At 72.6% G+C, this 15,068-nt stretch carries 13 protein-coding genes; 7 read left to right on the top strand and 6 right to left on the bottom strand.

Going from position 1 to position 15,068, the window contains the following annotated elements; genetic code table 11:
* Positions 1-21: 21 nt before the first annotated feature.
* Positions 22-675, bottom strand: coding sequence for a TetR/AcrR family transcriptional regulator (locus AMK25_RS08900; protein WP_073827640.1), 654 nt, complete (start codon positions 673-675; stop codon positions 22-24).
* 87 nt (positions 676-762) lie between these two features.
* Here AMK25_RS08900 and AMK25_RS08895 point away from each other — a divergent pair, with 87 nt between their 5' ends.
* Positions 763-1,935 (top strand): acyl-CoA dehydrogenase family protein, encoded by a 1,173-nt coding sequence (locus AMK25_RS08895; RefSeq protein WP_073827639.1) that lies wholly within the window; start codon positions 763-765, stop codon positions 1,933-1,935.
* A gap of 38 nt (positions 1,936-1,973) precedes the next feature.
* Here the strand turns inward: AMK25_RS08895 and AMK25_RS08890 are convergent, their stop codons facing one another.
* A complete protein-coding gene (locus AMK25_RS08890) occupies positions 1,974-3,011 on the bottom strand; it encodes an aminotransferase class V-fold PLP-dependent enzyme (RefSeq protein WP_073827638.1) in 1,038 nt (345 codons plus the stop codon).
* A gap of 367 nt (positions 3,012-3,378) precedes the next feature.
* Positions 3,379-4,254: a hypothetical protein gene (locus AMK25_RS08885; RefSeq protein WP_073827804.1), complete on the bottom strand. Its 876-nt coding sequence runs from the start codon at positions 4,252-4,254 to the stop codon at positions 3,379-3,381.
* Positions 4,255-5,101: 847 nt separating this feature from the next.
* On the opposite strand from AMK25_RS08885, the gene AMK25_RS33215 reads away from it, so the two are divergent.
* Positions 5,102-6,052: a golvesin C-terminal-like domain-containing protein gene (locus tag AMK25_RS33215; protein ID WP_443189903.1), complete on the top strand. Its 951-nt coding sequence runs from the start codon at positions 5,102-5,104 to the stop codon at positions 6,050-6,052.
* 28 nt (positions 6,053-6,080) lie between these two features.
* Here AMK25_RS33215 and dnaE read toward each other — a convergent pair whose 3' ends face one another.
* Positions 6,081-9,614 carry a DNA polymerase III subunit alpha gene (gene dnaE / locus AMK25_RS08875; RefSeq protein ID WP_073827636.1) on the bottom strand — a complete coding sequence of 1,178 codons (3,534 nt, stop codon included), beginning with the start codon at positions 9,612-9,614 and terminating at the stop codon, positions 6,081-6,083.
* A gap of 184 nt (positions 9,615-9,798) precedes the next feature.
* Between dnaE and AMK25_RS08870 the strand changes: the two genes are divergently transcribed.
* The 4 genes from AMK25_RS08870 (at position 9,799) to AMK25_RS08855 (ending at position 12,307) form a co-directional block, all read left to right on the top strand.
* Positions 9,799-10,140, top strand: a complete 342-nt coding sequence (locus AMK25_RS08870; RefSeq protein ID WP_073827635.1) for a PadR family transcriptional regulator — start codon at positions 9,799-9,801, stop codon at positions 10,138-10,140.
* The gene (locus AMK25_RS08865) at positions 10,137-11,081 is read left to right on the top strand and encodes a permease prefix domain 1-containing protein (protein WP_073827634.1); all 945 of its coding nucleotides are present in this window, start codon (positions 10,137-10,139) and stop codon (positions 11,079-11,081) included. The genes AMK25_RS08870 and AMK25_RS08865 overlap by 4 nt, the downstream gene beginning before the upstream one ends.
* A 139-nt stretch (positions 11,082-11,220) precedes the next feature.
* The gene (locus tag AMK25_RS08860) at positions 11,221-11,760 is read left to right on the top strand and encodes an RNA polymerase sigma factor (protein ID WP_073827633.1); all 540 of its coding nucleotides are present in this window, start codon (positions 11,221-11,223) and stop codon (positions 11,758-11,760) included.
* Positions 11,753-12,307, top strand: a complete 555-nt coding sequence (locus AMK25_RS08855) for a hypothetical protein (RefSeq protein WP_073827632.1) — start codon at positions 11,753-11,755, stop codon at positions 12,305-12,307. The genes AMK25_RS08860 and AMK25_RS08855 overlap by 8 nt, the downstream gene beginning before the upstream one ends.
* A gap of 9 nt (positions 12,308-12,316) precedes the next feature.
* Here the strand turns inward: AMK25_RS08855 and AMK25_RS08850 are convergent, their stop codons facing one another.
* Entirely contained in the window at positions 12,317-13,669 is a 1,353-nt protein-coding gene (locus AMK25_RS08850; protein ID WP_073827803.1) for a serine/threonine-protein kinase, read from the bottom strand.
* A 119-nt stretch (positions 13,670-13,788) separates the two neighbouring features.
* On the opposite strand from AMK25_RS08850, the gene AMK25_RS08845 reads away from it, so the two are divergent.
* Positions 13,789-14,370: a hypothetical protein gene (locus tag AMK25_RS08845; RefSeq protein ID WP_073827631.1), complete on the top strand. Its 582-nt coding sequence runs from the start codon at positions 13,789-13,791 to the stop codon at positions 14,368-14,370.
* 51 nt (positions 14,371-14,421) lie between these two features.
* Here AMK25_RS08845 and AMK25_RS08840 read toward each other — a convergent pair whose 3' ends face one another.
* Positions 14,422-14,982: a GNAT family N-acetyltransferase gene (locus tag AMK25_RS08840; RefSeq protein ID WP_073827630.1), complete on the bottom strand. Its 561-nt coding sequence runs from the start codon at positions 14,980-14,982 to the stop codon at positions 14,422-14,424.
* Positions 14,983-15,068 lie beyond the last annotated feature (86 nt).

The following is a 15,068-nucleotide window of genomic DNA, read 5'->3' as shown; positions in this document are numbered from 1 at the left end:
CTAGCGGTGGGAGTTTGGACGCTACTCCGGACCGCCGACCCGTTCCAGCGGGGCGACGGTGGCCGCGTACTCGGCGGCGAGGCCGTGCAGCAGCGCGTCCAGGCCGAGCGCGAACGCCCCCTCGTCCACGCTGCGCTGGTGGCCGGCGAGGCGGTGCGCCTGGTTGAGGTGCGGGTGCGCGGCGTAGAGCGAGGGGTCCTCGACGAAGCCGCGGGCGAACGAGCCGAGCGCGGACCCGGCCACGAAGTAGCGCATCGCGGCGCCGATGTGGGTGGCCCGCGCGGGCGGCCAGCCGGCCCGGACCAGCGCGCCGTAGACCGCGTCGGCCATGGCGAGCGCGGCCGGACGGCGGCCCGGCCCCTGCGCCAGGTACGGCACGATGTTCGGGTGCGCGGCCAGCGCGGCACGGTACGAGCGCGCCCAGCGGCCGAGCGCGTCGAGCCATTCGCGCTCGTCGAAGACACCGATGTCGACAGTTGCCGCGACGCCGTCGGCCACCGCGTCGAGGATCTCCTCCTTGGTGGCGAAGTGGTTGTAGAGCGAGGGGCCGCGTACGCCCAGGGCGGCGGCGAGCCGCCGGGTCGAGAGCGCGTCCAGCCCGTCGGCGTCGATCAGCGCCAGCGCGGTCTCGACGATCCGGTCGCGTGTGAGCAGGGCTTGTCGGGGTCGGGGCACCTGATCATCATCCTCCTTTCGACATCGGGTCTGGACGCGGGAAAACTTCCAGCGCTAGTTTATAGCCAGTCGACCTGAGGGGGCACCGTGGACTTCGCACTGTCCGACGAGGAACGCGCGATCCGGGACACCGTTCGCACGTTCGTCACCCGCGAGGTGATGCCGCTGGAGGCGGAGGTGCTGCGCCGCGAGCGCGCCCACCAGCCCGGCCTCGACCGCTCCGAGCTGCGCGAACTCCAGCTCAAGGCGAAGAAGTTCGGCTTCTGGGGGCTGGCCACCCCGGAGGAGTACGGCGGCATGGCCCTGCCTGCGGTCATGCAGTCGCTGATCTGGACCGAGCTGGGCCGCAGCTTCGTGCCGTTCCGCTTCGGCGGCGAGGCCGACAACATCCTGTTCCACGCCACCGAGGAGCAGAAGCGCGAGTTCCTGATCCCCACCATCGAGGGGGAACGGATCTCCTGCTTCGCCATCACCGAGCCGGGCGCCGGCTCCGACGCGGCCAACATCAGGCTGCGGGCCCGCCGCGACGGCGACGACTGGGTCCTCGACGGCGAGAAGACGTTCATCACCAACGGCAACGACGCCGACTTCGCCATCGTGGTCGCGGTGACCGACCCGGAGAAGGGCGCCCGCCGAGGCGGCGCCACGGCGTTCCTGGTGGACCGCGACATGGGCTGGCGGTCGGAGTTCATCCAGACCATGGGCGAGGGCGGTCCCGCCTCGCTGATCTTCGACGGCGTACGCGTGCCGCACCGCAACATCCTCGGCGAGATCGGGCAGGGCTTCACGCTCGGCATGGAGTGGATCGGCAAGGGCCGCTACACCATCCCCTCGCACGCCATCGGCATCGCCGAACGCGCCCTCCAGATGGCGATCGACTACGCCAACACCCGGGAGACGTTCGGCGCGCCGATCGCCACCAACCAGGCCATCCAGTGGATGATCGCCGACTCGGAGACCGAGCTGGAGGCCGCCCGCTGGCTGATCCTGCGCTCGGCCTGGACGGTCGACCAGGGCCTCGACCCCCGGCACGCCTCCTCGATGGGCAAGCTCTACGGCGCCGGCATGGTCAACCGGGTGGTGGACCGGGTGCTCCAGATCCACGGCGGCATGGGCTACACCCGTGAGCTGCCGATCGAGCGCTGGTACCGGCAGGTCCGGCTGTACCGGATCTTCGAGGGCACCGACGAGATGCAGCGGCTGATCATCTCCCGGGACCTGCTGCGCGGATACACGAAGATCGGCGGCCACCTGGCCTGAGCGGCCTGAGTGGCCTGGGCGGTCGCCGGGCTGAGCCGTCAGCCGGTCAGCGCCTCGACCGCCCGGTCCACGTCCTCCTCGGTCGTGTACAGGTGGAACGAGGCGCGGACCCGGCCGGCCCGGACCGCCGCGCGCACCCCGGCGCGGGCCAGCCGCTCGTGCGCGTCCGGCACGTCGACGGAGACGATCGCGCTGTCGCCGGGCGGGCGGCCCAGCCCGGCCAGGAACCGGTTGGCCAGCCCCACGTCGTACGCGCGCACCGCCTCCGGGTCGAGGTCGGCGAGCAGCTCCAGCGCCGGCGCCGCTCCGACGTAGCACAGCCAGGACGGGGAGATGTCGAAGCGCCGGGCGTCGTCGGCCAGGCGCAGCGGCAGGCCGTAGTAGGAGGCGTGCGGGTCCTTGCCGGCGTACCACCCGGCCGCGTCCGGGCGAATCCGCTCGCGCAGTTCCGGCGCCAGGTAGGCGAAGGCCGCGCCCCGCGGCGCCATCAGCCACTTGTACGCCCCCACCACCACCGCGTCGGCCCGGTCCGCGGCGAACGGCAGCCACCCGCACGCCTGCGTGGCGTCGACCACCACGAACGCGCCGTGCGCGCGGGCCGCCGCGACGATCTCGTCGTACGGGGCCACAGTGCCGTCGGCGGACTGCACCACGCTGAACGCCACCAGTTCGGTGTCGGCGTCGATCGCGTCCACCAGGCCGGCCGGCGGGACGGTGCGTACGCGCACACCGCGCTCCTGCTGGACCAGCCACGGGAACAGGTTCGAGGTGAACTCGACCTCGGGCACCACCACAGTGGCGCCCGCCGGCAGGCTGGCCGCGATCGGCGCGACCATCTGCGACACGGCGGAGCCGATGCTCACGTCGGCGACGTCCACACCGGCCAGCCGGGCGAACGCGGCCCGGGACCGCCCGACCGACTCGTCCCACACCTCGAACGACGCCCGCCCGCCCCGCCAGTCGGCGAGCACCCGCTGCACGGCGTCCCACACCGGCTCGGGCGGCAGCCCGTAGGTGGCGGTGTTCAACCAGCCCGGTTCCGGCTGCCACAACTTCCGTGCCTGCTCCAGCTCCATGCCCCCGACGCTAACCACCCCCACCGCCCCCTAGACACCGCCAATCCCACCCCCGTGGCCCCCCGCACCCGCACCCGCGCCCGCGCCCGCGCCCGCGCCCGCGCCCGCGCCCGCGATCTTGCACTTTCGGCCCCGGCGAATCGGGGCAAACACGCGTCCCCGAGGGCCGAAGCTGCAAGATCGCGCGGCGGAACGAGGGCGTGGGGCGGAATGTGCAAGATCGCGGGGTCGGGCGGGGCGCGCCGCACCAACTCCTCACCCGGTCGATCATGAAGTTGGCGGCATTTACGGTCCGATTTGTCGCCGCCAACTTCATGATCGTCGCGGTGGGGGCGGGCGCGGTGGGGGTGGGGGGTGGGCGCGGGGGTCAGGGCGGTGGGGGGAGGTCGGGGAGCGCGACGGCCAGCTCCGTGCGGACCCGGGGCAGGGGCCAGGTGGCCAGGTCGCGCAGGGAGTGGTGGCGGCGCAGGTGCCGGACCGCCGCCAGGCCGACCAGGTAGCCGCACCGCTTGGGCAGGCCGCCGGCCAGCGGCGAGTCCCGCATCAGGAAGTACGGGGCGTAGTGGTCGGCGTCGGTGGCGTCGAGGTCGGCGCGTACCCGGCGCAGGATCTCCGGCCACCGGCGGCGGCACTCGTCGAGCCACTGCCGGTGCCCGGGACGACCGAACCAGAGGTACTCCTCGTCCGGCCGGCCGGGGTCCAGCTCCGCCGTGACCTGGGTGGCGAGCCCTTCGGTGAACAGCGCGTTCGCCACCCCGCACTCGGGCCAGTCGCGGATCGCGGCGCCGCGGTCGTGCACCACGTGCGCGGCCTCGTGCCGCACCAGCAGGTCGACGTCCTCCGGTGGGCCGAGCTGTTCCACGGCGAGGAAGAGCGCGTACCTGCCGTCCAGCTCACCGGCCCAGCCGTTGGCCTGGTTCAGCCCGACCAGCACCACGCACTCGACCGGCCCGCCGTCACCGGACCAGCCCAGCGCCCCGGCCACCGCCGCGACGCCGTCCGGCAGCGCCGCGCGTACCGTCTCGGCTCGTGCCGCCAGGTCGGCGGCCCGGTCGCGGAGCCCGTCCAGGGCGGCGGCCACGCCGGCGGCGTCGGACCAGTCGCCGTCGCGACGCAGCGCCCGCACCACGTCCGGATGCCCGGCCAGGTAGCGAGAGGTCCAGGGCTGCGGCGGGCCGGCCTCGGCGCAGCCCAGGAAGTCGGGCACCAGGTCACGGACGCGCAGCAGGTCGGTCGGCGGCATCCGCACGATGCTGCCCGGCCGTGGCGCGCCGGGCAAGACCGCGACGGTACGGGGACAGCTCGCGCCGACCTGGCCGGGGCGCAGAGGAGGGCGGGCGGCGCGGCTGCCGCACATGCCACAGTCCTGAAGGAAGTCTTCATCAATAAGGCTCACTTTGCAAGGTATCGACATAGACGAACGTCACGCTATAAGGTGCGGCGAACCGGCGACGGGAGCCCAGTCGCCCAAGTAGTCGACGAGGAGTGACGTGACAATTCGGAGACCCTCGCGTCGGGTGAGCACCCTGCTCGGCGGCGCCATGATCCTCACGATCGGCCTGACCGGCCAGCCGGCCCAGGCCGCGCCTCAGCACCGCGCGCAGCCGCTCGCCGCCGCCTTCGACAGGGCCGCCACTAGCTCCGACGTGCCGCGCGACCTGCTCGCCGCGCTCGGGTACGCCGAAACACGTCTGGACGGCCACGGCGGGCAGCCCAGCGCCTCCGGCGGGTACGGCGTGATGCACCTGACCAGCAACCCGAAGGTGCGGACCCTCGACGAGGCCGCGCGCCGGACCCGGCTGGACCGCGCCGAACTGCGTACCCGGGACGCGGCGAACGTGGCCGGCGCGGCGGCGGTGCTGCGCTCCTATGCCGACGAGGCCGGGCTGACCGCGGCGCAGCGCGACGACGTCAACCAGTGGTACGGCCCGATCGCCCGCTACGGCGGCTCGACCGACGAGGCCACCGCCCGGCTGTACGCCGACTCCGTGTACGACCTGCTCGCCCGGGGCTTCATCGCGACGACCGCAGGCGGCGAGGTCAGCGTGGACGGCCGTCCGGTCGCGCCGCAGCGGGGCCGGTACGCCGACGTGGCGCCGCTGGGCACCGGCGACTTCGGCACCCTGAGCACCGACTACGGCCCGGCGGCCTGGGTGCCGGCCAACTCGTCCAACTACACGGTCTCCAGCCGCGAGTCGGCGTACCCGATCAACTACATCGTCATCCACACCATGCAGGGCAGCTACGCCGGCTCGATCAGCTGGTTCCAGAACGCCGCCGCCGGCACCAGCGCGCACTACCTGCTCCGCTCCTCCGACGGCGCGGTGACCCAGATGGTGCGGGACAAGGACATCGCCTGGCACGCCGGCAACTGGACCTACAACACCCAGTCGATCGGCATCGAGCACGAGGGGTACGTCGACAACGCCTCCTGGTACACCGACGCGATGTACCGGTCGTCGGCGGCGCTGACCCGGTTCCTGTGCGACAAGTACGGCATCCCGAAGACCCGGAACAACATCATCGGGCACAACCAGGTGCCGGGTGCCACGCACACCGACCCGGGTTCGAACTGGAACTGGACCTACTACATGCAGCTCGTCACCGGCGGCACCACGCCTCCGCCGACCGACTGGTCGACGATCGTGGACAACACCACCGCCGGCCGGTTCACCGCGAGCGCCAACTGGGGCACCTCGACGTACTCGGCGCAGCGCTACGGCGCCGACTACCGGTACGCCAACCCCGTCGCGGCCAGCGACACCGCCTGGTACAAGGTGAACATCCCGGCGACGGCCACCTACCGGGTGGAGGTCTGGTATCCGGCCGTGGCCGGCTACAACACTTCCACGCCGTACATCGTCGCGACCACCAGCGGCAACCAGACGGTCTCGGTGAACCAGAGCGCCAACGGCGGTGCGTGGCGCTCGCTGGGCACATTCACCCTGGCCGCCGGGGACGCCAACAAGGTCGGCGTCAGCAGGTGGTCCGGCAGCACCGGGTACGTGATCGCCGACGCCATCCGCGTCACCCGCGTCTAGCGGTACGTCCCGCGGGCGCTCGGCCCGGTCAGCTCACGTTGGCCGGGCCGAGCACGCTCTTCAGGTCACCCATCAGCGCGGTGGTGGGCGCGACCCGGAACGGGCCGAGGCGCAGCGTGGTGACCTTGCCGCCGTTGAGCAGCTTGACGTGCACCTCGGTGTCGCCGGGGTGCAGCACCAGCGTCTCCTTGAGCCGTTCCACCAGCGGCGGCGTGCAGCGGTGCACCGGGATGGTGAGGGTGACCGGCTTGTTCGCCGGGTTGCTGGTGACGTCGGGCATGGACATGTCCATCGCCATGATGCGCGGGGTGTCGTCGCGCCGGTCCACCCGGCCCTTGACCACCACGATGGCGTCCTCGGCGATGTACTGGCCGATCACCTCGTACGTGTTCGGGAAGAACAGCGTCTCCACGCCACCGGCGAGGTCTTCCAGGGTGGCCGACGCCCAGGCCCGGCCCTGCTTGGTGACCCGGCGCTGCACACCGGAGAGGATGCCGGCCAGGGTGACCACCGCACCGTCGGGCACTGTGCCCTCCTCCGACAGCGCGGCGATGGTGGTGTCCGCGGCGGCGCCGAGCACGTGTTCCAGGCCGAACAGCGGGTGGTCGGAGACGTACAGGCCGAGCATCTCGCGCTCGAACGCGAGCTTGTCGCGCTTGTCCCACTCCCCCTCGCCGATGACCGGCATGACTGTGGTGGTGCCGCCGGTCTCCGCCTCGCCGAAGCCGGCGCCGAACAGGTCGTACTGGCCGACCGCCTCCTTGCGCTTGACGTCGGCGTACGCGTCGATGGCGTCGGCGTGCACTGCCAGCAGGCCCTTGCGCGGATGCTTGAGCGAGTCGAACGCCCCGGCCTTGATCAGCGATTCGATGGTCTTCTTGTTGCAGACGACGGCGTCGACCTTGGACAGGAAGTCGTAGAAGTCGGTGTAGTCGCCCTTCTCCTCGCGGCACCGCATGATCGAGGAGACCACGTTCGCGCCGACGTTGCGCACCGCGCCGAGACCGAAGCGGATCTCCTCGCCGACCGGGGTGAACGGCCCGGCCGAGGTGTTCACGTCCGGCGGGAGCACCTGGATGCGCATCCGGCGGCACTCGGACAGGTACATGGCCATCTTGTCCTTGTCGTCACCGACGGAGGTGAGCAAGGCGGCCATGTACTCGGCCGGGTAGTGCGCCTTGAGGTACGCGGTCCAGTAGGAGACCAGGCCGTACGCGGCGGAGTGGGCCTTGTTGAACGCGTAGCCGGCGAACGGCACCAGCACGTCCCACACGGCCTGGATGGCCTGGTCGGAGTAGCCGCGCTCGCGGCAGCCGTCCCGGAACGGGATGAACTCCTTGTCCAGGATCTCCTTCTTCTTCTTGCCCATCGCCCGGCGCAGCAGGTCGGCCTGGCCGAGCGTGTAGCCGGCGAGGATCTGCGCGGCGCGCTGCACCTGCTCCTGGTAGACGATCAGGCCGTACGTGGGCGCGAGGATCTCACGCAGCGGCTCCTCCAGCTCCGGGTGGATCGGGGTGATCTCCTGGAGGCCGTTCTTGCGCAGCGCGTAGTTGGTGTGCGAGTCCACGCCCATCGGGCCGGGCCGGTAGAGCGCCAGGACGGCGGAGATGTCCTCGAAGTTGTCCGGCTTCATCAGCCGCAGCAGCGAGCGCATCGGCCCGCCGTCGAGCTGGAACACGCCGAGCGTGTCACCGCGGGCCAGCAGCTCGTACGCCGCCTTGTCGTCCAGCGGCAGGCCGAGCAGGTCCATCTCCCGGCCGTGGTTGAGCTGGATGTTCTTCACCGCGTCGTCGATGATCGTGAGGTTGCGCAGGCCGAGGAAGTCCATCTTCAGCAGGCCGAGCGACTCGCAGGTCGGGTAGTCGAACTGCGTGATGATGACGCCGTCGGAGTCGCGCCGCATGAGCGGGATGTGCTCGATGATCGGCTCGGCGGACATGATGACGCCCGCGGCGTGCACACCGGTCTGCCGGATCAGGCCCTCGATGCCCTTGGCGGTCTCGATGACCTTCTTGACGTCCGGGTCGGACTCGTAGAGGCCGCGGATCTCGCCGGCTTCGGCGTAGCGCGGGTGCTTCGGGTCGAAGATGCCGGACAGCGGGATGTCCTTGCCCATCACCGCCGGGGGCATGGCCTTGGTGATCCGGTCGCCGACCGCGTACGGGAAGCCGAGCACCCGGGCCGAGTCCTTGATCGCGGCCTTCGCCTTGATCGTGCCGAACGTGGCGATCTGCGCGACCTTGTCCTCGCCCCACTTGTCGGTCACGTACTTGATGACCTCACCGCGCCGGCGCTCGTCGAAGTCGATGTCGACATCCGGCATGGAGACACGCTCGGGGTTGAGGAACCGCTCGAAGATCAGGCCGTGCGGGATCGGGTCGAGGTCGGTGATGCCCAGCGCGTACGCCACGAGCGAGCCGGCCGCCGAACCACGCCCGGGGCCGACCGCGATGCCCTGGCTCTTGGCCCACTGGATGAAGTCGGCGACCACGAGGAAGTACGACGGGAAGCCCATCTGGATGATGACGCCCAGCTCGTACTCGGCCTGGACGACGTGGCCCTCGGGGATGCCGTTGGGGAAGCGGCGCTTCAGCCCGGCGAACGTCTCCTTGCGGAACCAGGACTCCTCGGTCTCGCCCTCGGGGATCGGGAACCGCGGCATCAGGTTGTGGAACGTGAACATGCCGGCCGGGTCGACCTTCTCGGCCACCAGCAGCGTGTTGCGGCAGCCCTGCTGCCACAGCTCGGATGAGTCGACCGCGCGCATCTGGTCGGCGGACTTGACGAAGTAGCCGCCGCCCTCGAAGCGGAACCGGTTGGGGTCGGCGACGTTGCTGCCGGTCTGCACGCAGAGCAGCACGTCGTGCGCCTCGGCCTGCGCCTCGTGGGTGTAGTGCGAGTCGTTCGTGACCACCGGCGGGATGTCGAGCTTGCGGGCGATCTCGGTGAGCCCCTCGCGGACCCGGCGCTCGATGTCGAGGCCGTGGTCCATGATCTCCAGGAAGTAGTTGTCCTTGCCGAAGATGTCCTGGTACGCGGCGGCGACCTTGAGCGCCTCGTCGAACTGGCCGAGCCGCAGCCGGGTCTGCACCGCGCCGGACGGGCAGCCGGTGGTGGCCATGATGCCCTGGGCGTGCTCGGCGATCAGCTCCATGTCCATCCGGGGCCACTTCACGTAGTGGCCCTCCATGGAGGCGCGGGAGTTGAGCTTGAACAGGTTGTGCAGGCCGTCGCGGTTCTTCGCCCACATGGTCATGTGGGTGATCGCGCCGTTGCCGGATACGTCGTCGCTCTTCTGCTCGGGGCGCCCCCACTTGACCCGCGCCTTGTGGAAGCGCGACTCCGGCGCGACGTACGCCTCGACGCCGAGGATGGGCTTGACCCCGGCGTCCATGGCCTGCTTGTAGAAGTCGTTCGCGCCGTGCATGTTGCCGTGGTCGGTGATCGCCACCGCCGGCATGCCGAGCCGCGCCGCCTCGGCGAAGAGGTCCTTGAGCCGGGCCGCCCCGTCGAGCATCGAGTACTCGGTGTGTACGTGCAGATGCGCGAACGAATCGCCCATGCGTGGCGCCCCCCGGGTTGTGGATCAAGCTGCGTCGGAGTCGACCGACCCACCCTACCGAGGTGATCGTGCGGGCTCCACCGTCCGCGCCGAGGGTGGCCCGGGTCTCTCCGACCGGCCGGTGTGCGGCACGCGATGTTCTTCTCTATTGCAATGGTGTGTGACACACACTATCGTGTTGGACATGGTCAGCGAAGAGGTCCTCCGGACCCACCTCCAGGAGCTACGGCGCGGCACGGTCGTGGTGGCCAGCCTGGTCGCCCTGCGCCGCCCCGACTACGGATACGCCCTGCTGCAACGGCTGGCCGCGCACGGCTTCGCGGTCGACGCCAACACGCTCTACCCGCTGCTGCGTCGGCTGGAGGACCAGGGCCTGCTGACCAGCGAGTGGAACACCGAGGAGAGCCGGCCGCGCAAGTTCTACCGGACCAGCGACGACGGCGAGGCCGTCCTGAACCGCCTGCTCGACGACATGACCGCGGTGCGGGCGTCCGTCACCGACCTGATCGAAGGAGCGGAACGATGAGTTCCCTGACCGACCGTTACGTCGCCGCCACCATGCGGGCCGTGCCCGCGCAGCGCCGCCTGGAACTCGCCGAGGAACTGCGCGGCTCCATCGCCGACATGATCGACGACCGGACCTCGGGCGGGCAGGACCACGCCTCCGCCGAGCGGGAGGTGCTCACCGAGCTGGGCCACCCGGAGAAGCTCGCGGCCCGCTACAGCGACCGCACGCTGCAACTCATCGGCCCGCGCTACTACCTGACCTGGTGGCGGCTGCTGCGGCTGTTGCTCACCTGGATCCCGGCGATCGTCGGCGTGCTCTCCGGCCTCACGAAGGCGCTCGTCGACGGCGAGCCGGGCGCGGCGATCGGCACGGCGGTCGTGGCCGCGATGCAGACCGCGGTGCAGATCGCGTTCTGGGTGACGCTGGTGTTCGCCGTGCTGGAACGCACCCGCACGCCGCTCGGCCTGCCCGAGTGGACAGTCGACCAGCTTCCCGAGGAGACCCGGGAACGGCAGATCAGCCACTCCGACAGCATCGCCTCGGTGGTGTTCCTGCTCGCCACCATCGGCCTCCTGATCGGCCAGCACTTCCAGCGCTGGACCACCGACGACGGCACCCGGCTGCCGGCGCTCGACCCGGCGCTCTGGAGCTTCTGGCTGCCCGCCCTGATCGTGGTGCTGCTGGCCACCGTCGGCCTGGAGATCGCCAAGTACCGGTCCGGCCGGTGGACCTGGCCGCTGGTGGCGGTCAACGCGGTGCTCAACGTCGCCTTCGCCGCCCCGGTGCTCTGGCTGCTCGCCACCGACCGGCTGCTCAACCCGGAGCTGGTCGAGCGGTTCGCCTGGCTGCGCGACGGCGGCACCGTCGAGTTCGCCCGGGTGGCGGGCGCGGTGGTCGTGCTGGTCGCCATCTGGGACGTGATCGACAGCGCGGTCAAGGCCGGCCGCGCCACCCGCTGAAGCCGGCCGATCCTCCGGCCGCCCCGGCACCCCTCGGTGCCGGGGCGGCCGGCCGTCGGCTGCCCGACTCAGCCGCGGCGGCACGGCCACGCCGGGCATAACCTGGTCTCCCGCACCACCGGCGAGCACTGGACCTCTGATGCCCCTCCCCGACGGCACGGACGAGCTGGCCCGCTCGGCCGCACGCGGCGACCGGCGGGCACTCGACGCCCTGCTGGCCGCCGTCCGGCCGGACGTGCTGCGCCAGTGCGGCCGCCTGCTGCCCCACCGGCAGGACGCCGAGGAGGCCTGCCAGGACACGCTGCTCGCGCTCGCCCGCGGCATCGCCGGATTCGAGGGACGCTCGTCCTTCGACACCTGGCTGTACCGGATCACCGCCAACCGGGCCCGGTCCACCTACCGGGCGCTGCGGCGACGGTGGCAGCGGGAGGCCGGCGGCGTCCCGCTGCCGGACCCGCCCGACCCCCGCCGGACCAGCGTGGTGGCCGGCACCCGGCTCGACCTGCTGGACGCGCTCGACGCCGTCCCGCCGGACCTCGCCGAGACGGTCACCCTGCGCGACGTGCTCGGGATGAGCTACCGCGAGATCGCCGGCCTGCTCGACGTGCCCGAGGGCACCGTGAAGTCCCGCGTCCACGAGGCCCGCCGGCAGCTGCGGCGGCGGATGTCCGATGCGTGAGCCACCCCGCCGCCGCGCCGCGGTGGTCGCCACGCTCGCCGTCCTCGCCGGGACGCCCGCATGCGCCGACCGCCCGGTCTCGCCGCTGCCGGTACGCCCGCCGGTCACCAGCGCCGCCGCGCCGTCCGCCGCGACGACCCCGCACGCCCTCACCCCGGCGCCCGGCGTCAGCGGGGTCTCGGCGCCGTCGCGCGCGACGCCACCGAACTCGCCGGCCCGGTCACGGCCACCGGCCGCGCCCCGGACCACGAGACCCACCCCGCCGGTACGCACCACGCCACCGGCCGCGTGTCTCGGGCCGGTCCGGTACGACCTGGTCCTCGCCGAGACCGAACTGGCGCTGCTGAAGTCCCTCTGCTTCGCCGCCGGAGGGGTGCTGCGCATCCAGGGGATCGGGCCGGGTGAGGTCACTGTGGACCGCGAGGACCTCGTCTCGCGCAACTACGAGGCCGGTGTGGTGGACATCCGGTTCGTGCGTACCGGGACCGTGGTGGTCACCATTCCGCAGGACGGCCGCGCGTACCCGATCACGGTCGTGGTGGTCTGACCGCGCCGGCTATCCGGCGCGCACCCCGGTGAGCACACCGTCGACGAAGTCCGCGCCCGCGCCCGCCGGCGGGACGAGCTGGACGTAGAGCAGACCGGCGCGGCCGGGGGCCAGCCCGGCGGCCTCGACGATCACCGGGCGGCCGGTGGGGCAGGTGAACGTGACGACAGTCCACTCGACGCCGCCCTGCCGGCTGTGCCGCGGCGGCGCCCCGGCGCAGTCCGCGTGCGGCCGTTCGGCGAGGAAACCCGCCGGGCCGGTACGACGCGCCGTACCGGCGGAGAGGCCGACGAAGGCCCCGGGCAGGCCCGGGTCGACCGCCCAGCTCCCCGGATCCGGGGAGATCACCAGCGCCGGTTCGAGGTCACCGTCGTCGCCGTACTGGCCGGCCCAGCCGGTGCCCTCGGCCCGCCAGCCGGCCGGCAGGACCACCGTCAGCGGGCCGCTGCGCCCCAGCGCGCCGGCCGGGTGCGGACGGGCCGTGTCCCCCGCTCCCGTACCGGCGACGGCCAGCGCCACCGCGACCCCGGCGACCAGCCGGCCCGGACGCGGCGCCCGCCGCGCCCGCACGAGCGCGGGCCCGCCCGCCACCGCGCGCCGCAGCGCCTGCCGGAACGCGTCCGCGTCCGGGTAGCGGTCGGCCGGGCGTACGGCGGTGGCCCGCCGCAGCACCGAGTCCACACCGGCCGGCACGCCGGCACGCAGCCGCGAGGCGGCCGGTTCTGCGTCGGCCCGGCCGCCCCGGCCGAGCAGCCGCAGTCCCAGGCGGCCCAGCCCGAACACGTCGGCCCGGGTGTCGACCACCGCCAGCGGCTCGTTCTGCTCGGGCGCCATGTAGCCGGGCGTGCCGGCCCGCGCGGTCAGCCCGGAGGCGGAGGCGAGCGCCTTGGCCAGCCCCAGGTCGGCGATGAGGACCCGCTCGCCGTCCGGCCCGGAGTGGAACAGGACATTGCTCGGCGTCAGGTCGCGGTGCACCACCCGGTGCCGGTGCAGCACCGCCACGCCCGCCGCGATCTCGTCGAGCACCGTCAGCGCCCGGCCCACCGGCAGCGGACCGTGGGCCAGCCGATCCCGGAGACTGCCGCCGTCCGCCCAGGCCAGCACCGCGTACGGGCGCCCGTCCGGCAGCTCCCCGACGCCGTGCACCCGGACCAGGCGGTCGTCGTCCAGCCGCCGCAGCAGCCGGGCCTCGTCGAGGAACCGTTCCCGCACCCGCAGGTCGTGGCTCCAGTTCTCGGCCAGCACCTTGACCGCGACCCGGTCGGCGAGGGCCGGGTCGTAGGCCAGCCAGACCGTGGCGAAGGACCCCGCCCCGAGCAGACGCTCCACCCGGAACGCCCCGATCCGCGTCGGCGTGGTCATCGGCATCACCTCCGGGACCGCCGCCACGATCACCGTCACGTCGACGGTAGACGATCCCGAACCGAACCGGACCGGCCGGAGACCAACAGGACAGGAGAACCGACCGAAGGAGAACCGCAATGAACCGAATCCCGTCCACAGTCCTCGCCGGCCTGCTGGCGCTGGCCGCTGTCGTGCCGGTCACCGCCGCCGCGCCGGCCGCCTCCGCCGCGCCCGCGCGCACCGCCGCCGACGCCGCGCCCGTCCGGCCGGCTGTCGCGCAGAACGAGGTGCTCAGCGTCCGCGGCGCCGGCCCGTTCCGGATCGGGGCCCGGCTGGACCGGTTCGTCGCGGCCGGGCTGATCGACTGGACCGCGCCGGGCTGTCCCGGAATCGTGCACGCCGGCGTCACCGGCTCCTGGGCCGGGGCGATCATGCTGACCTTCCGGGACGGCCGGCTCGTCTCGGTGGGCACTGCCACCGCCCCGCCGCGCTCCCCGGCCGGCGGGTCGGTCGGGATGTCCTTCGCCGAGCTGGAGCGCATCTACGGGCCGCGCGGCCGCATGATCCGCAACGACGCGGGGGACGCCGACGCCTACCTGGTCCGGTTCGGGTCGCGGGTCGAGCTGTTCAGCGACCACCCGATCCGGCCCGGGGTCGGCTTCTACGAGGCCGGTCTGGCGTCGTACGTCGAGCGGTCGTTCCGGCGGGGCTGCTGCTGAGTCACCGGGAACCCGCCGGACGCGGGCCCGGCCGTCACGCCGGGCCCGCGCTCAGGCCGCCGCCCGCCACTCGCGGGCCAGCAGCGCGTAGACCACCTCGTCGGCCCACTCCCCCTTGACGAACTCGTTCTCCCGCAGGTGCGCCTCCCGGCGCATGCCGAGCCGCTCCAGCACCCGTGCCGAGGCGGTGTTGCGGGCGTCCAGCCGGCCGACGATCCGGTGCAGGCCCAGCCCGCCGAAGCCGATCCGCAGCAGTTCCCGGGCCGCCTCGGTGACGTAGCCCCGGCCGGTGTGCGCCGGGTGGGCCACGTACCCGATCTCGCCCTGCCGGTGCTCGCCGCTGGTCCAGCTCAGCAGCACGTCGCCGACGAACTCGCCGGTGTCCGCGAGCGTCACCGCGAGGTTGAGCACGTCGCCGGGGGCGCGCAGCGCGGTCCGCCGGACCAGCCGCTCGATCGCGGCCCGGGCGGCGGCGTCGTCGTACGGCTCGTGGTAGAGGTAGCGGGTGACCGCCGGGCGGCCCCGGTAGTCCCGGACCACGGCGAGGTCGGCGGCGGTGAAGGCGCGCAGCAGCAGACGCTCGGTACGCAACGGCAGATCGGGCACGAACACCCCGGCAGGCTACGTCGGCACTGTCGTCCGGCCCACCCGATTACGCCCCGGCCACCACGGCGGTCCGGTCGGTGGCATGGTCGTAC

It is taken from the genome of Micromonospora sp. TSRI0369 (genome assembly GCF_001905625.1).
GTDB classification, from domain to species: Bacteria; Actinomycetota; Actinomycetes; order Mycobacteriales; family Micromonosporaceae; genus Micromonospora; species Micromonospora echinospora_A.
Note: the sequence above shows the minus strand (reverse complement) of the source record. Positions and strands in the feature narration are given on the sequence as shown.